Here is an 18,338-nt window from a genome sequence, read left to right as displayed (position 1 = left end):
CTCCATGTTCAATGAACAGTAACCGGCGGTTACCAAGTGAGATCATTCCCCTTCCCGAGCCGAAAAAGTACCTCTGTCACTTGTAGCTTGAGCATAGTCCAACGCGCCCTTGTCATGCCGGCCGTTGCAGAGCCTTGATGGTCAATTGAAGCTCGGTCTCCTCGGTCCACTGCCTGCTTTCCGCCATCAACCTGTCGGTGTCCTCGGCGCTGGCATCCTCTGCCAACTGGCTCTGAAACCTTGGCGGCACTTCCAGTTCGTATACGTAACGTTTCTCGAGAAAATTTCTCCAGAACGGTTGCTGGAGCATCCACGCTGCGACCGTTTCCTCTGTCTCGTTACGCCTTATCTCATCACTCACGCGCGCCACCGACACGTCGTTAAGGCGCGGGATCCCCGCGTGGAGCATGCTCCGCGCGTTGTCAGGCAGGTCCAGGTCCTCGCGCAAGCGGATCGAATAGGCCAGCGCCCATTCAATCGACTCATTGCCCGCACCTACGGCCTCAGCGTCGCGAAAGGCGATGAAGTCAACCTCCTTTTGCCTCCACAACTGCCGTGCCAGTTTCACCAATGCTCGCTCCTTGCGACCAGAAGGGGCAGCCTGCTCGGCAGCCCACACAAGACAGCGGATTTCAAGCTGCTGGAAGACCACCGTAGCGTTGTCGGCGCAGTTCTCGATCAATGCATTGGCGAAGATTTCATTGGCCAGTGCTTGTGAATCAAGGAGCTTTTCCATCAAGGCCAAAACGCGTGAAGCCAGCATTTCCCCATATCGAGGATGAAGGAAGTCTTTCGAGCGCGTGAGCTGTGCCAGCAGCTGCAAGAAGTTCGTCACCCCATCCATCTGCTCGATGCTGACCCACAGGCTACCCAGATCTTGGCGCTTTTCACCGTCCAGCCGGTCCAACCAACGCAGCTTGTAAGGGACTGAACTAGTCTCCGGAATTTCCCAGGCCTCCTGCACCGCTTCAGTCTGGTGCACCGACACGGGATTGTCTGACAGCGCCACGTAGCCGGTCTGCCACAACCGGGACTGGGTGAAGTCAGGGGGCAACGAGGTGATGACGTTGCTGGAAGCGTCGAGCATGTACAGCCTCTCACACTCCATGATGCCCTCGGGCAGTGATGCCAACCCTGTATTGCGCAAGCGCAGCTCGGCCAACTGGTCCATCTGAGCCACCGAAAAGGTCATGCTCAATCGGTTGTCCGAAAGATTCAGGTAACGTAACCGTCGGCAGAGCGACAGCACTTGAGCTTGAGGCAAATCCAGCGAAATGCGATTGCCGGACAAATCGAGTATGTGCAGTTCATTAAGCAACGTCAGACTGCCTGGCAGCCGTCGCAACCGGTTGTAGCTCAGTTCCAGAGACGTCAGATTGGGGAATGAAAGCAGGAATCGCTCCGGCACCTCCTCCAGCAGCAGGCTGCGCAGGGAAAGTTCGGTAACATGCGGGAAGGTGAAATGTGGCCCCAATTCAGGCAATGAGCGCAGGTCATGCCCGCTGTAGTGCCAAGTTACAGACAGCCGTTGATTCTCAGGGGTAACCTGATCGGGCACCCGTTCCCGCCAGCATTGCATGATTGCTTTGCGAAACCGCTTGCGCTCGGTTCGCTCACCGGCCAGCACCCCTTTCAGCGTCCAGTCTTTCAGGTGCTCGTTCAATCGGCGTGCCTGCTCTTCGAGCATACCGAGCTCAGTGTCGGTATCGCGCCCCGAAGCGTGCAACGTGGTCAGCCAGGCTTCGATCTGCTCATCACTGTACGCTGGGTAAAGATCACGCAGACGCGCCTCAAACGCCCGGGGTCGAGATGCAGGCCGGGCAACGCGCCCCAGGCCGCCACCCAGCGGGTAGCCGACCCTGCCATCCTCCAGGCGCATTGGCGTCAGCAACCATGGCTGTCGAGGGCTTTTGCCCAACACCTGAGCGATAACCTTGCTGTTCCCGGGCATTTGCCGGGCCAACACTGCTCTCAAGCCCGGGCCGTAGGGCTCATCGATACCGAGTGCCGCATGATCAGCCGGGGCAAACGCATCCGCCAAGGTCTCGAACAGCTCGCCGGGGCCGCGCAGCTCGAGGCCTAGCGCGTCCTCAAGTTCGAACCGCCCGTTGTAATGCACCAACCTGTAGTTCTGCCTGTCGCCAGCGGTAGTCATTATCGGCCGCGGGCTATCGCCGTCGTACAGCCGCCAGCTCGGTCTGACCCTACCGACATCCAGAGTCTCCAGCAGAGTCAGTGCGACCTTGGCCTGGTCCAAGGTCTGGGGCGTATCGATGAACAGCGCCTCGCAGGCGCGCGCAACACGTATGCGCAGTACGCTTAGCCTGGCCCTTTCGACCAGGCGAAACGGCACCGTGCCGCTGACCAGTTCCTGAAACTCTGCACCTTCTGCCGAGAGCCCATCCACAAGCTCGCGCGCCGCTCGGCGATGCAGGCTCGGGAATGCCCTGCGCAACGTAGCCACCGCCGCATCGTCTGGCTCCTGCTGCCCGTCATACACCAGTTGAAACAGCTGGCGCCGCCTTGTCGAGACCTGCGCTGCCAATGCTGGCCCGTCGAGCTCGGTGACACCCGACAAGGCGCGCGCCTCCGCCAGCAACAGCGCGTCCTCTGGCACTCGCCCAAGCTGCAGTTCGTTCAGCAGGGCCCGCAGCCGGCGGTCGATCAGCAGCCGCTCTACGGTATCGACCAGCTCGGCCTCAGGCGGCCGGCCGTACACATGCAACGCCCGAAGATGATCTGTATCCAGGGCATGGAGGGCCATGGCCTGGTCAATCTGCTCATCATCCAGGCGAGCGAAACGCTCACCCAGGCGGCGGAACATCCAGTGCTTGTCTGTCCAGCTGGCAGGTTGCTCGGTCCAAAGCCGCCAGGCACCGGCGCCATTATGACGCAACAAAGGTCCATGGCCACCTCGTGGCGCCAGTTGCCACTCTTCATCTGCGCGCTGGACGATTTCGTAGTAACGGCCGTCCATGAGCATCCAGCTTCTGTCTTGTGCACGGTAGATGCCCATGGCGTCGGCCACCGCCCCAGCGGGAGGAGCAGCGCTACGGAACGGTAGCAGGTCTCCATTCCAGAGTTTCTGGGTCCCGTTTTCCAGGCGCGCTGGCAACCACCGGTCCAATTTGGCCCAGGCCCGACTAGCTTCCCGCCATATCACAGCGGTGGCACCAACCACGGCCAGGTCTTTGGTTACGCTGAGCAAATGGTCCATTGCTGCATTGGTATCACCCTCGCGCCAGTCTTCCACCGCCTGGAACAGCTCGCCCAGCAGGTCCCAGATCATTACCGCCAGCAGCAGTGTATTGAGTGCGGGGACGAACACGCCCGCCACCATGGCCAATGTCCATCCCTCGGCAGCCAACCTTTGCTGATGTGCTTCCTGGGCCTGGCGATCCAGGTCTGACACGGGCGTGGCTATAAGCGCGGCATCATCCTTGATGTGAGCAATGCGCGCGGAGGCAAGGTGCTCGAACAAAGGCAGCGGGTAGTCCTGCATGTGCTGGTCCATTTCCCGAGTTGCCCAATCGGCAACGTCCACCAGTTCCTTGGCAACCTTGCAGAAGAACTGCTGGCTGTCACGTCGTCGTACAAAACGCCTGAAGAACGACTGATAGCGCGTATCCCGCAGACGCTTGCCCAGTACCTTGCGGGTGAAGCTTTCCAGATCGGGGCTTACGCTCCAGGGGCCATTGGGGTCATCAGGAATGTAGACAATGACTTTGCGGCTGGCGTTGAACAGCCAACCTTCGTGAAGTACCTCCAGTATCACGATCTGTTGCAAATCACAGCCGAACGCCTTGAGTTGCCGGGCCACCACTTTCGATTCGTAGAACGTGCCGAGCCGTCCGTTCTTGCACAGGTCCAGCACCAGGTCCAGTTCGGCGGCACTCAGTATTCCATCGCTTTTGGCCTTGCACGCATCGATCAACATGACCGAGCTGTACAGTTGGGCAAGCGTCGAAGCCATGCTGCGCCAGCCGCGCGCCTGGGTGCTCGGTGCTTTGAGCACGGTGTCCAGATGCTCTTGATAGCGCCTGCCCAGATCCAGCTGACGGCACACGCGTGCGAAGGCAGGTGCGGTTGGTGAGGTGAGCCGTTGCGACAGGCTGTCGACGATGCAGTTGTCCTTGTGCTGTTCGTTTCGCCCCTCGCCGGGCGTGAAGTTGTCCAGTGCCGCCTCGATCAACGGCACTTCGAAATAGTCCTTGTCCGCTACCGGGTAGCGCCCCCACACAGTGCCCTGGCTTGGAGCTGTGTAGGTGTACCAACGCCTGAAAAACATGCCATCTACATTTTCCCGGATGCCGAATTCTTTTTGCATGGCACGTTGAAGCAACGGCTTGACGAAATGGTCGATACCCTCGATTCGCGCAAGCTCCTTTGCCAGCCACTGTCGACAGGCCAGGCTGTCTTTCAACGCATCGCGCAATGCAGCATGCTGTGATTCATACAAACCGTTGACCGGTATGTTCTGCTCGGTCGGCGATACGATACGCAGCCGGAGAATCCATCTGGGCAGCCGCTTGACGATGAGGCTGTCCTGATAAGCCTGCTCCATGGCCAGCGTATCGGCAGTTGGCGGTAGTTCCTGGCGGGGTGTAGTCACGTTGTTGCGCCTCGGGCTGATCCAAAGGCCCGACATTAGACGCAGGCTCGGCAAGCGATTAGCTAGATAGCTACCACCCCTTCAGAACAGCGCCAGCTGCTGGCCGGTCACCCCTTCGAAACTGTCGCCAACGAACGGCAGGATGCCATCGGCCACCGGCTGCAGCTGCCAGGTCAGGTCAGGTCAGGTCAGGTCAGGTCAGGTAATGCTACCTGGGCGCAGCCACCGGTATCATCACAACCGCCAGGTGGCGGCCCATTGCCTCCCGTGTCAGTTGCTTGGTCACATTGAGTTCCCACTGTTGCACGCGATCCTGAAGCCGGTCGATGTCCGCTTGCGCTGCGTCGCGCTCGACCAGCCCTTCCAGTTCGGCATGAAAGAAGTGCGGCGTACTCAGGCGCGTAGCGAAGGCGCGTGCCAGGTGCTCCTTCCAGAACGGTGTGGTCGATAGATAATCGACCAGCGCGTCCCTGGACTGGGCAACCCGCACCAGCTGCGCGGCGGCGTCGATATCCTGCCGCGACAGGTTGGCAACGCCGGGGTTGAGCATTTCGTCGTGCTCGACAGGCAGGTCCAGGTCGTCGGCCAGCGCCAGCCGGTAGGCCAGTGCGAACTCCAGTGACTCATCAGGCCGGCCGGCACGCACGGCGTGCAGGCCGCCTACCTGGTCGAGGGTATCCAGTCGCCAGCATTGCCCGCCCAGATGCAACAGCGCCCGCTCCGGGTCTTCGCCCACGCTGCCGTGTAGTGCTTTCCATTTGCGCACACGTACTTCCAGGTCGCTGAAGCGCAATGTTGCATTGTCCTGGCAGTGCTCGGTCAGCGCATGCGCGTACAGTTCCGTGCGCAACAGTGGTTGTTCGCTCATGGACACCAGCATGCGCAGCACCCTGAGTGCCAGGTAGCGGGCCAGGAATTCCTGCTGGAAATCGGCCGAACTGGTCAAGCGCTGCAGCAGGTGAAAGAAGTCTCTCGACGCCTCCTGGCCATTGAGCTTGCCCCAGATATCGGCCATGCGATCTCGTTCAGCGGGGGACACCAGGTCGACCCAGCGCAGCATCGTCGGCACCTGGTCTTCGAGCACCTCATTCCAGCTATCTTGGTCAAGCAGCAACGGGTTGCCCGCCAGCCGGACCCGCCCCGCGTGCCACAAGTACGAGCGATAGAACCCGTAGGGCAAGGTGCGGATCGCATTGTGGCTCACGTCCAACGTATGAAGGTGCGGCGCTTCCACGACCCCGGCAGGCATCTGTGTCAACTGCGTCCCCCGCAGCATCAGGACATTGAGCCGGGGCAGGCCTGCCACTGACAGCGCAGTGCGCAACGGGTTGTGGGACAGGTTGAGGTAAACCAGCGAGCGACAGGCCTGCAGCAGGGCCGGCATGCCGCCCTCGGGCCCGATCTGGTTGTTCGACAGGTCCAGCACCTGCAGGCGCTCAGCCATGGCCTGGGTCAACGCCAGCGTACGCAGTCGGCAATTGGTGATATTCAGCGTTCTCAACGTGGAGAAGGCGTGCAGAAACGTATCCGGCACGGTGTTTATCTGCAGTGACCGTAATGCCAGGTCCGACACATGCGCGAAGCTGACCGTCGCCGGGATAGCCGGAAGCGCATCCAGGTCACTGCTGTAGCAACTCAGCAAATAGCCCCGGTCTGCCTCGACAGCCCCCAGCTGTCTGGGCACCAGGTAGCGCCAACAGTCAACGAGGCCTCGAGCGAACTCGCGACGCGCCTTCCAGGCCCAGGCTTTGACCGTACCCACCTGCCAGCCCTTCAGGGTCTGACGCAACGTGCCCAGCTGTTGTTTCAACTCGGCCAGCTCCGTGGCGGGGTCACGTTGCGACGCCCGCAACCGTTCCAGCCAGTGCTCGACTTCGTCATCGTCGAAGCCCGGGTAGAGGTCACGCAGCTCGGCGGCCAGGTTCCTGACCACAGCCCGGTCCAGGCCCAGGCACTGGCGCCAGCCACTCAACGGGTAGCCGATGCGGCCGTTGGCCAGGCGTTGCGGCAAGAACACAGCGCCGTTCGAGGGCCTGATGCCTAGCACTTCGGCGATCACTTCCCGCTGTTGCGCCACCCGCCGCGCCAGCTCGCTGCGTAGCTGCAAGGCGAACGGTTTGCCAATGGCCAGTGCCGCGCGCTGCTCACGGGTATAGCCGCTGGCTATCTGCTGGAACAACTCCCCCGCTGCGCCCAACGGCCCCTGGTCATCGCTGAGATGGAACAGGCCGTCCCGGAACCTGAGCTGCAACTGCCGCCCGCCCCCATGGGTGCCGAGCAGTGGCGTACCGGCGTCACCGTCGAACAATTGCCAGTGCGGACCGATGTCCACGCCAGGCATGCGGTCTAGCATGCCCAGGGCGAAGCGCGCAAGGTCCAGGGTTTGCGGCGTATCGAACACCAAGGCTTCGTGTACACGTATGCAGCGAATACGTTTGACTAGTGCCGCAGCCGAGATCCACAGGTCGTCCGGGCTTGCCGTAGCCAGCAGGTGTTCCGCTGCCAGCCGGTGCAGGCTGGCAAAATCGCGCTGTAACGCCTGCGTATCGCCGGTCACCGGGTACTGTTCGTAGTACAACTGCCCCAGCAACGAACGGCGACGGTTCCACAGGTAATCGGCCAGCTCGTCATTCGCCACACCCTCTGTATCCTGCCAGCGCTGTGCCCGGGCAAGCAGTGCCGTATCGGTCACCGCCCCGCCTGCGCGCAGCTGGCTGACCAATACCTTGATGCGATTCGCCAGCCTGACCCGGCTGACGGTGTCCACCAGGCAGGCATCCGCCGCCTGCCCGCAGACATGCAAGCCGCGCAAGTCGTCCGGTTCCATCCCATGAATGGCCAGCACGTGATCGATCTGGTCGCCTTCCAGTTGCTGAAACTCACCGCCCAGCCGCCGGAACATGGCGTGCGTGTCATCCCACTCCACCGGCTGCTCGCACCATACCCGCCAGGCACCGGCGCCGTTGTGGCGCAACTGGGGCCCGTGCCCTTGCCTGGGCAGCATGCGCCATTGATCGTCGTCGCCTTGTACCACTTCGTAGAAGTAGCCCTGGATGTTCACCCAGCGACGCTCACCCAGGCGATACACACCCTCGTCATCGGGCTGAGCTTGCAGCGCTGGCGGCTCGGTGCGAAAAGGGGCCAGGTCGAAGCGCCAGAGCTTTTCGCTGCCATCCTCGAGCCGCGCCGTGACCAGTTGCTCGACCAGGTCGGTCTTACGCATCACCGCGCCGGCCAGCACGGAGGTGATACCCACCGTGATGAGCGTCCTGGCGATGTTCAACAGGTGCTCGACCGCAGCACGGGTATCGTCCTCTCGCCAGCTTTCCACTGCATGGAATGCGTTTTTGAGCATGTCCCAAGCCATGGCAGCCACCATCACCGCACCAATGGCCGGCACGAACACCCCCACTACCCCTGCCCCAGCCCAGGCACTGGCCACCAGACGTTCACGCTGTGCCTGTTGAACGCCGCTGTCGATCATGCGCACCGGTACCGCGATGAACGCCGCGTCATCCTTGATCACATCGATACGCGCCTGTGCCTGATGGTCGAACAAGGGCAATGTACAATCAGCCAGGTGCTGCTCCATATCCCGCGAAACTGCTTCGGTCACATCCGCAAGTTCGTCGGTAACCCGGGTAAAAAAACCGGCCTGATCCCGCAGGCGCACGAAACGCCTGAAGAAACGCTGGTACTGAGGGTCGGCAAGGCGTTTGCCCAAGGTCCTGCGAATAAACGTGTCGAGATCTGGCGCGGCACACCAGGGGCTGACCGGGTCGCCGGGCAGGTACACCAGCACGCGTCTGGTGCTGGTAAAACCCAGTGTCGTGCGGGTGACATGCAGCACGATGACCTGCTCCAGCGTGCACCCAAAGGCTTGCAGATGCCTGGCGGCGACTGGGTCGCCCTCGAACCTGCCAGGTGCGCCGCTGTTGCACAACCCCAGGATCAGAGCCAGTTCTGCACGGGTCAGGGCCGCCTCGGTCATTGCCTTGAAGGCATCTACCTGCATGTTCGACACCAGCTGCGCCTTGAGCGTGGCTTGCAGGCCCTCGGCCCCCTTGGCGGGCGGGTACAGAACGGTATCCAGGTGCTCTTGGTAACGCCCCCCCAGGTCCAGTTGGCGGCACATCTTGGCCAACGCCGGCGCGCTCACCCCCGGCACCATCAAACCCGCCGCATCCACCAGGCAGTCGCTACGCGGCAGGTTGCCCGGTCTCGCTTCATCCTCGGTGAAATTGGCCAGTGCAGCGTCGACAAGTGCGATGTCGTAGTGATTCTCTTCCTGTTGCGCCAAGTGGCCTGTGGCCAGTTCGGGATCAGGCGAAACGGTGAAGTAGGTGTGGCGGTAGAACAACGTATCCGGGTCGTGCAGGGAATGCAGTTTCTCCTGCAACGCCCGCTGCAGCAGCGGTTTGCAGAACGCGTGAATGCCTTGCAGCGGCGCCAGTTGGCGCTGCAGGCGCTGGCGGCAGTCGAAACTGTCTTGCAGGGCCTGCAGCAGCGTCGTCAGTTGTTCTGCTGTGACCGAAAAATGCGACTGCGACGCCCTGTCGGGGCTTGCCAGGCGCACCCCGCTCAGCCAGGCCGGCAAGCGGCGGGCAAGGATGCCGTCCTGAAAGCCTCGCTCCAGGTCCAGGGTGGTGGGTAATGCTCGGGTCGGATTCAGACGGTTCTGCATGTCGCGCCTCCAGGGTAAAAGGAGGTGCGAAACTAGTAGCTGCCACTGGCCAGCGAGTGTTAGCCAGGTACCACCGCGTCAGAACAACAGGAGCTGGCGATCGGTCAGCGCAGCGAAATCATCCCCCACGAACGGCAGGATGGCATCGGCCACCGGCTGCAGCTGGCGGCTCAGGTAATGATCGTAATCGATGGGCGCCTGTGGGTTCTCCAGCGGCTCGGGCCCCGCGGTGGTCATCAGGTAGCTGATCCAGCCGCCGCGCTGGTACTGCTTTGGCCGGCCCAGGCGGCTGTTGTAGTCATCTGCCAGGCGCGCAGCGCGCACATGGGGGGGCACGTTGCGTTGATAGTCGGCCAGCGGCCGGCGCAGGCGCTTGCGGTACACCAGCAACGCGTCCAGTTCACCGGCCAGCGTCTGCCGCACGTAGTCACGCACGTAGTCGCGGTACGGCTCACCACGGAAGATCCGCGCGTACAGCGCTTGCTGGAACTGCCGGGCCAGCGGCGACCAGTCGGTACGCACCGACTCCAGGCCCTTGTAGACCATCTGCTCGCTGCCATCGGCCCGCTGCACCAGCCCGGCATAGCGCTTCTTGCTGCCTTCGTCCGTACCGCGGATGGTTGGCATCAGGAAGCGCCGGTAATGCACCTCGAACTGCAGCTCCAGCGCGCTTTCCAGGTTCATCTGCTCGCGCAGGTGTTCGCGCCACCACTGATTGACTTGCGCCACCAGCTCGCGGCCAATGCGTGCTGCAGCCTCCTCGCCGTGGGCGCCCTTGAGCCAGACGAAGGTGGAGTCGGTATCGCCGTAGATCACCTCGTAGCCCCTGGCTTCGATCAGTGCACGGGTCTGGCGCATGATCTGGTGGCCGCGCATGGTGATCGACGAAGCCAGGCGCGGGTCGAAGAAGCGGCAGCCGCTCGAACCCAACACTCCGTAGAAGGCATTCATGATGATCTTCAGCGCCTGCGACAGCGGCGCGTTGCCCTCGCGCTTGGCTGCTTCCCGGCCCTGCCATACCCGCTCGACAATGGCCGGCAGGCAATGCTCGCTACGGGAAAAACGCCCGCCCCGGAAGCCTTCCACCGAGTGTTCATCGTCGGGCAGGCGCAAGCCTTCGACCAGCCCCACCGGGTCGATCAGGAAGGTGCGAATGATCGACGGGTACAGGCTCTTGTAGTCCAGCACCAGCACCGAGTCGTACAGGCCCGGGCGTGAATCCATGACGAAGCCACCGGGGCTGGCCTCGTCGGGGCGGCTGCCGAGGTTGGGGGCGACGAAGCCCAGGCGGTGCATCTGCGGGATGTACAAGTGGCAGAACGCGGCCACCGAACCACCGCTGCGGTCCACCGCAAGGCCGGTGACCGAAGACCGCTCCAGCAGGAATTCGAGCAGGCGGGTGTGGGCGAAGATGCGTGTCACCAGCTCGCAATCCTTGAGGTTGTAGCGCGCCAAAGCCGGCTTGTCCTCGGCGAAGCGGCGGTTGATTTCATCCATGCGCTGGTACGGCGTGTCGATGGCCTTGCCTTCACCGAGCAAGGTCTGGGCGACACTTTCAAGGCTGAACGACGGGAAGCTCCAGGTCGCCGAGCGCAGCGCCTCGATGCCGTCGATCAGCAGCCGCCCCGGGGCATCAGCGAACACGTGGCCACCACCGGCATGGCTGCGCAAGGTCATCGGCGCGCCGTTGCGCCCCAATGCCAGCGGTACCTGCAGCAGCTTGGCGTGCTCATGCAGCAGGCGCAGGTCGAACTGGATCAGGTTCCAGCCGATGATTGCATCCGGGTCGTGCTCGGCCATCCACTGGTTGAGGCAGGCCAGTATGTCGGCGCGGTCGGCGCAGTAGTGCAGGTCGAAGTCGAGGTCATCAGCCGTGCCGTTGGCCGGCCCGAGCATGTACACCTGGCGCTGGCCACAGCCTTCCAGGGCAATGCTGTACAGCTCGCCCCGCTCGCTGGTCTCGATGTCCAGCGACACCAGGCGCAGCGGCGGGCGATAACCCGGCAGGGGCTTGAGCTGGGCATCGCAGAACACGCCTTGGGCATCCGGTTGGCCGGTGAACTGCACCGGGGCGGTGATGAAGCGCTCCATCAGGTAGCGCTCTGGCGGGCGAATATCGGCTTCGAACACCTCGATACCGGCCGTGCGCAGGCGTTGCTCCAACTGCATCAGTTGCCGGTGCTGGCGGCAGTACAAGCCCAGCACCGGGCGCTGGTCAAAGTCCTTCAGCTGCAGCAGCCGCAACTCGACACCGGCTTCGTTGGCCAGCAGCACCCGTGCGTGCGCTTCCTGCGCCTGGGGGATGAATGCCACCGATACCTGTGGCGCCAGGCGCAGCTGCCGTGGCCCCTGGTCGGTGGCCAGCCAGAATTCCACGCAGGTGCCTTCGGGCGTGTCATGCCAATGTCGGGTCAGGACAAAGCCCTGCTGCAACTCCACCGCGTCGACCTCTGAATCGTTTGTCCAGGGGGGATTCTACCTCCATGGCGGCTGTTTGCGCTGGGCATGCGCCATGCATGAAGAGCGACTGCCTTACCTAAAACCTTGAAACCGATACGGTCGATGTGGGAGCGGGTTCACCCGCGAACACCGGCGCAGCCGGTGCCATCCATCACATCGCTTGGTTCAAAGACCGGCCTGTGACCACTTATTACATCCCCAACACCCTGTAACGTCACGAGTCGAACTTTCCTACACATTTTTCGGAAGCCGGACTAGCGACCCGGAACCCTTGCCTCGTTAGTGTCCGGTGCTTGCACCCCGTGCAATTCACCACACGTGCCCGCATGCGCCAGGAGGCTGCATGCCGGCGTTCACCTGCCCGATGGAATGAACAGCAGGAACACTAATGAGCGCACAACACACTCTACGCGTTACCCCAAATACCCTCACTCCAGCCTGGATGATTCATCCCGTCACCTGGGGTACCCACCATGGATAAATGCTCCGGCGTCGTCGCCCCCACCGAGACCTTCGACCAGGACGATGTCGGCGCCAGCACCGAATTGCTGGCGCAATGGCTGACTGACCTCACCGGCCATCTGGTCAACTGGCGCACCGTCATCACCGTCGCGGAGGTAATGCCCGTCGCCGGTTCGGTATTCGCCGCCACCGACGCCATCGGGGACATCATCAGCCTTGTCCAGGGCACTCCGGAATACCGGGCCGACCTGTTCAACTGGGTTGGCCTTGGCATCAACCTGTTCGCCATTGCACCAATACCCGGCATGGGTCCCGCTCGCAAAGTGATGCGGCCGGTGTTGAAGTCCGCGAGGGCTTCCTCCAAGGACGGCATGGCCCAAGCCCTGCTGATCGCGATGGAAAACGCCCTCGCCGACGTCTGCCGGGGCGACCTGGAAAACTTCGTCAAGGAAATCGACCGGCAGTTACAAACCATCCTGGCCGGCTTTGCGCAGAAGGTCGTGGATATCTGCCAGTTCTTCGCAGACCTTATCCGCTCGGCCGCAGACGGCACCGTCAAAAGCACTGCCCTGACCGTTATCTTCCCGGGGTTACGCCTGGTTGCCGAAGCCTCCGATTACGCCAAACGCAAAACCGGCTACGGCTTGAGCAGAGACCAGCTTGGCCTGGGGCCGGACCCAAAACTGCTGGCACTGCTCGAACCCATTGCGCTCAGCTTGGAAAGCCTCGGCCGAATGGCAGGCAACAAGATCGCCCAGATCGGCAACAAGGCCACCCCAGGCAGCCTGGCGGCGATCCTGGATGCGTTGAAGCTGGCCCTGAGCAAGCGCAAGCCTGTAGTGATGCGGGCCAACGTGAATGCCGACGGCAGGGTCACCCAAGTGCGGCGCGTTCACCCACAAAACGGCACCGAAGCAGCCCCGCGGCAACGCCCTGCCCGTGCCGACCCCAACTGCCGCAAAGCCGGGGTCGCCGGCGGCACAGGATGCAGCATCAGTTTTGCCCTGGGCAGCGAAACGATCAGCCACACGGACTTCGCGCTACCCGGCGTGTTTCCCATCAACTGGAACAGAACCTATCGCTCGACTCTAGGCGCCTACGACCATAGCCCGTTCGGCGCCCGCTGGATCACGCCGTTCTCCAGCCGCTTCGACCTGGCCGGGGACGAGCTCGTGTACCACGGCATCGATGGCCGTAGCCAGCACTACCCCTTGCCTGATGTCAGCAAGCATCACCACGACCCGATCGAAAACCTGTGGGTCGGACGACCAGAGGCTGACAAGCTGGTGCTGGCGCGCGGGCATGTGATGCATGAGGTGTACGTGCGCGACGGTGACCAGTTCCGGCTGGAGCTGATCTCGCATCAGGGCGGTGCACGCATCGCACTGTTCTATGAGCACCGCCATGCCGACCGCTCTGTGCTGTCCGACCTGGTGACCTACCAGTACGAAACCGCCCACCAGCACATCCACACGCAACTGGACGATCACGGCCGGATCGTCGCCCTGTGGTTGATGCGTGATGGCCAGCCAGAGCGTCAAGTCGCTGGCTATGAATTCGATGCCCAGGGCGACCTGTGCAGTACGCGTGACGAACATGGCGCGCAATGGACCTACCAGTACGCCCATCACCTGATCACCCGCTACACCGACCGTACGGGCCGGGGCATGAACCTTGAATGGGCCGGCGAAGGCTCCGACGCCAAGGCCATCCGCGAGTGGGCCGACGACGGCAGCCTGGATACCCGATTGAACTGGGACCCAGATGTTCGCCTGACCTGCGTGACCGATGCCAACGGCAACCAGACCCAGCACTTCTACGACAGCTTGGGTTACACCTACCGCATCATCCATCCGAATGGTGACGAAGAATGGCTGTACCGTGACAGGGACAAGAACGTTACCCAGCATGTGCATACTGATGGCACCGCTGACCACTACGTCTATGACAATCGCGGCAATCTACTGCAGCACACCCGCCCGGACTACACGACCGTCCACCACGCCTACGACGACCTGGACCAGCGCTTCAAGACCCGCGATGCCGAGGGCGGCCTGTGGAAGTACGATTAAGACCAGCGCGGCAACATCATCGAAACCCAGGACCCACTGGAGAACAAGACCCTCTATACCTACAACAGCGACAACCTGCCCATCGCCATCACCGACGCCAACGGCGGTGAGAAGACGTTGGCCTATAACCCTGATGGCCAGCTGACGAGCTACACCGATTGCTCAGGCAAGACCACGCAGTGGAAATACAACGCGTTGGGGCAACTGGCCAAACTGATCAACGCCGCCGGCGAGGTTACCGAATACCAATACGAAGCAGGTCAGCTGGTGTTGCTCATCCACCCGGACAAGACCACCGAACGCTTCGAACGTGATGCCGAAGGCCGCTTGCTCAGCCATACCGATGCCCTGTATCGCCGAACCGCCTGGACCTACAACGAAGCAGGGTTGATTCACCAGCGTCACAACGCCAACGACACCGCCCTCACCTACCACTGGAACAAGCTCGGCCAACTGGTACGCCTGCGCAACGAGAACAACAGCGAAGCCAGCTTCAAATATGACCCCGTCGGGCGGCTGCTCAAGGAAACCGGCTTCGACAAAGAGACCACTCACTACCTCTACGACAACGGCAGCAACCTGCCCACCCGCCGCGTGGATGGCGACCGGACCACGCACTTCGAATACGACCCCATGGGCCGGCTCATCCAGCGCAAGGCCGCTCGGCGTGGCGGTGACAAGTGGGAGGTTGAAACCTTTGCCTATGACGGCAATGGCAACCTGCTGGCGGCCAACAATGAGGCCTGCAGGCTGCAATGGTTCTACGATGCTGCCGGCAACAACACGCGCGAGCATCAGTGGCTGGATTATCTGGTCAAGCCACAGGTTGCCGTGTTCAGGCATGAGTACGACGCCCTCAACCAACGCATCGCCACCACCCGCCCCGATGGGCATCGGGTCAGTTGGCTGACCTACGGCAGCGGCCACTTGCTTGCGCTCAAGCTCGATGACCAGGAGTTGATCAGCTACGAGCGAGATGATCTGCACCGGGAGGTCGGCCGCGTGCAAGGCAATGGCCTGGTCCAGCGCCAAACCTGGAGCCCGAATGGCCAGTTGCTGGAGCAGACACTGGTTCGCCAAGGTGAATCCAGACGCATCGCGGCGCGCAGCTACCGCTACGACGAAGCCGGCCAGCTGTGCCACATCGACGACCTGAACCGTGGCGACCTGCACTATCGCTACGACCCGGTTGGCCGTTTGCTTGAAGCCAGCCGCAATTACGAGAAGGAAACCTTCGCCTTCGACCCGGCGAGCAACCTGCTGGACCCCGAGGCACCACCCAATCCTAATCCGCACTCGCCGCACAAGTTGATGGACAACGTGCTGCGCAGCTACTGCGGCACGCAGTATCGGTACGACGAGCGCGGCAACCTGCAGGAGCGGATTGAGAACGGCAAGACAGGCAAGTTTACCTGGGACCTGTATGACCGGCTGCGGCGCTACGAGGATGAGCGGCTGGTTGTCGAGTTCGGGTATGACGCGTTAGGCCGCCGGGTGTACAAGGACTCACGCTCGAAATACCGCAAACGGTTACAAGCAGGGCCGGTCTGGAACGAGAATGCGCGGCGTGCGCTGGATGAAAAGCTGGGCTGCGATCTGACGCTGTTCATCTGGGACGGCGATACGCTGGCGTTCGAGCAGCGCGGTCGGGATGGTAAAGGACGGACTACGCACTATGTGTTTGAACCGGGGACCTTCGTTCCTGTGGCACAGGGAGTGATGAATCATATTGAGGAGATGCTGCATCAGCCGAGCTATGATTTCCCCTATAACATCAACCGGGATCCGGTATGGCAGGAAAAACCAACGCCGAAGCCGTTTGACACTCTTGGCTGGTACCAGTGTGATCAGCTCGGCACTCCAATGGAAACTACCGGCGCCAGCGGCCAGGTATTTTGGAAGGGAAGCTACAAAGCCTGGGGATCCACAGCAGATCAGATCAGTATCGACCCGCCAGAGAATGGATACACCAATATCCGCTTCCAAGGTCAGTATTTCGACATCGAAACCAAGCTCCACTACAACCGATATCGATATTACGACCCGAGTATTGGCCGCTTTGTAGGCAGAGATCCAATTGGTTTCTCCGGCGGGTTAAACATCTTCATCTTTGCAGTCAATCCAGTCCAGTGGATTGACCCATACGGGCTTAAGAAGAAAGCCGTATCCTCTTGCTGCCCAATAGAGATTGACCCCTGCGCCGATGACGGCAAGACTCACATCGTATATCAAGCTCCAGACCCAAAACATACCGATGCAGACGGAAATCCATTAATTTATACAGGAAAAGCCTCAGGCTACGGGGTACCAACAAGCGTTCTCAGTAGACGTTTCAGCGGTGGCCATCACCGCAAAATTGACCTAAGTTCTGTCACTATCATACACACTACAGACTCATATGCAGCGGTAAGGGGCATTGAGCACATGGAAAAGGTTCAACTCGGAGACAGAGCGACCAAACAGAATAACCCTATTGGGAATCGAAATAAAAACAAACCGACCTATATAGAATGTGCAGAAAGGCACCTATCAAAATGAAATCGAAAAAAATTAGAATTATTACCGGAGACGTATTCGCGGTTCCACTGTCAACACGAGAGCCGCTTTACGGCTATATCCGGGCATATCAAGACCCCGACATAGCAATTCTCCCCATAATCTCTAGAGAAATATTATTAAACGCTTCAGACTTTGCTGATCTAACATCTTACCAAGATGTCCTGACCATACGAAAGCCCATGGAGAGCGGTGAATGGCCAAGAGTCGTAAATATTCCATTCCCAAACGAAGACTCAGCATGGCCACCCCCAAGGAAGCAGGTATCTGAGATCAGGCCCGACATTCGCCTAGTTGTATCAAAGGGACAGCTTATTCCAGCCAATGTGTTTGGAAAATTCGACGAACTCCCGCCGCTTATCAAACTAAATAGCGAGGCACTCATCGAGAGAATTCTTGAGCTTTCAGAGAAATTCAAGCTAATTAATATCCATGACAGCAAGTGACCCAGAACCATGACATCTCAGGAACTAACACCAGACGGCAGCGTCCATCGCTAAAGTGCGAAAAACAAGCGGAGGCGGCGGTATGGCATTTCACCAAAAATCCTGTACCGCCGCCCCCAACTCAAGCCAGCGGTGAGGAAATACCTTGGGTCAGCTGGCCAAACTGATCAACACCGCCAGCGAGGTCTTTGCGGCCCGATCGGGACACTAGGCCGCTTCTGAAGCAAAGGCGCGCCCCCTTCGCCTCGACCTCGATATTGTGCCGGACAAAAAAGGCGATCGCGCGCGTTGGCACAGGCGTTACTGGCCAGAAACAGATGTAGGAGCAGCCTTGTGCTGCGAAGCGCCGCGCGGGCGGCGCTCGATCTCACAGGCGCTGAAAATGTAGTGCCGGACACATAGTAGCCCTGACTCCAACCTCTCGCCCTACACCCCACAGCCAACAAAGCCATCCTGTAAGACATTTCTGAACATGAAACCAAATGCTTCAGAATGAACCCGCTTAGGAATTATCCTACGCGCGCTGCCGAACTATCGCTGTTGTCGGGGAAACACCTCACGGATAACGTTTCCGGGTCGCTTCGGTGACCGGGCATGAGAACCCGACAGATAAGCTAGCAGCACCTCTATGGTGGCCGTACGTGGGCGGGCTTTCGCCTGGCCGGGTCTTTGCTAGCTTCTTCTCGGCTTTCTCACACCCGCGTACGGCTGCCACCCTCAAATCCATGAGAAAGATTCGGGTGGTAGTTCCTTTGTGCTAAGAAGCTGGAATTACACAATGAAAAAGATCGTCCCCAATTCACCACGCCGTCCCGTCAATACCCCGTTCTTCACCGTCAAATCCGACATCTACCCTCCCCACGCCCTCGCCCACGTCATCGAACTACTACGCGGCGTTATCGATACCCTCGACGAACACTGCCGCACTTACGCTGGCGAGCCCGGCCTGTGCAATGCCTTGCATGCAACTGAAATCGCTCACTCGCTGGTAGCGCATTCACATGCGTGGCTGTTCGGCGCAAAGGAAAAGGAAGAGGAGTGACGAC

At 60.8% G+C, this 18,338-nt stretch carries 7 protein-coding genes; 4 read left to right on the top strand and 3 right to left on the bottom strand.

Annotated elements, in window-relative coordinates:
* Window positions 1-112: 112 nt before the first annotated feature.
* The 3 genes from RIN61_RS21285 to RIN61_RS21275 all read right to left on the bottom strand — a co-directional run bounded on the left by RIN61_RS21285 (window position 113) and on the right by RIN61_RS21275 (window position 11,735).
* Window positions 113-4,612 (bottom strand): NEL-type E3 ubiquitin ligase domain-containing protein, encoded by a 4,500-nt coding sequence (locus RIN61_RS21285; protein ID WP_313853885.1) that lies wholly within the window; start codon window positions 4,610-4,612, stop codon window positions 113-115.
* Window positions 4,613-4,820: 208 nt separating this feature from the next.
* Window positions 4,821-9,296: an NEL-type E3 ubiquitin ligase domain-containing protein gene (locus tag RIN61_RS21280; protein WP_313853883.1), complete on the bottom strand. Its 4,476-nt coding sequence runs from the start codon at window positions 9,294-9,296 to the stop codon at window positions 4,821-4,823.
* Window positions 9,297-9,374: 78 nt separating this feature from the next.
* Complete coding sequence (locus RIN61_RS21275; RefSeq protein ID WP_313853881.1) at window positions 9,375-11,735, bottom strand: DNA polymerase II; 2,361 nt, start codon at window positions 11,733-11,735, stop codon at window positions 9,375-9,377.
* Window positions 11,736-12,229: 494 nt separating this feature from the next.
* On the opposite strand from RIN61_RS21275, the gene RIN61_RS21270 reads away from it, so the two are divergent.
* From RIN61_RS21270 to RIN61_RS21255, 4 genes are all read left to right on the top strand, one after another.
* Window positions 12,230-14,290, top strand: a complete 2,061-nt coding sequence (locus tag RIN61_RS21270) for a DUF6531 domain-containing protein (RefSeq protein WP_313853879.1) — start codon at window positions 12,230-12,232, stop codon at window positions 14,288-14,290.
* 117 nt (window positions 14,291-14,407) lie between these two features.
* The gene (locus RIN61_RS21265) at window positions 14,408-16,828 is read left to right on the top strand and encodes an RHS repeat-associated core domain-containing protein (protein ID WP_313853877.1); all 2,421 of its coding nucleotides are present in this window, start codon (window positions 14,408-14,410) and stop codon (window positions 16,826-16,828) included.
* Window positions 16,825-17,292 (top strand): hypothetical protein, encoded by a 468-nt coding sequence (locus RIN61_RS21260; RefSeq protein WP_146742839.1) that lies wholly within the window; start codon window positions 16,825-16,827, stop codon window positions 17,290-17,292. Before RIN61_RS21265 ends, RIN61_RS21260 begins: the two co-directional genes overlap by 4 nt.
* Window positions 17,293-18,070: 778 nt before the next feature.
* Window positions 18,071-18,334, top strand: coding sequence for a hypothetical protein (locus tag RIN61_RS21255; RefSeq protein WP_112252378.1), 264 nt, complete (start codon window positions 18,071-18,073; stop codon window positions 18,332-18,334).
* The last annotated feature ends 4 nt before the right edge of the window (window positions 18,335-18,338 follow it).

The organism is Pseudomonas inefficax, from assembly GCF_032164165.1.
Lineage (GTDB): Bacteria > Pseudomonadota > Gammaproteobacteria > Pseudomonadales > Pseudomonadaceae > Aquipseudomonas > Aquipseudomonas inefficax.
The sequence above is the reverse complement of the archived record's forward strand: the minus strand, read 5'-3'. Positions and strand labels throughout refer to the sequence as shown.

Excerpts from the sequence above, each read along its gene's own strand:
- RIN61_RS21255 (WP_112252378.1), top strand. The coding sequence starts at position 18,071 with ATGAAAAAGATCGTCCCCAATTCACCACGCCGTCCCGTCAATACCCCG.
- RIN61_RS21280 (WP_313853883.1), bottom strand. The coding sequence starts at position 9,296 with ATGCAGAACCGTCTGAATCCGACCCGAGCATTACCCACCACCCTGGAC.
- RIN61_RS21270 (WP_313853879.1), top strand. The coding sequence starts at position 12,230 with ATGGATAAATGCTCCGGCGTCGTCGCCCCCACCGAGACCTTCGACCAG.
- RIN61_RS21260 (WP_146742839.1), top strand. The coding sequence starts at position 16,825 with ATGAAATCGAAAAAAATTAGAATTATTACCGGAGACGTATTCGCGGTT.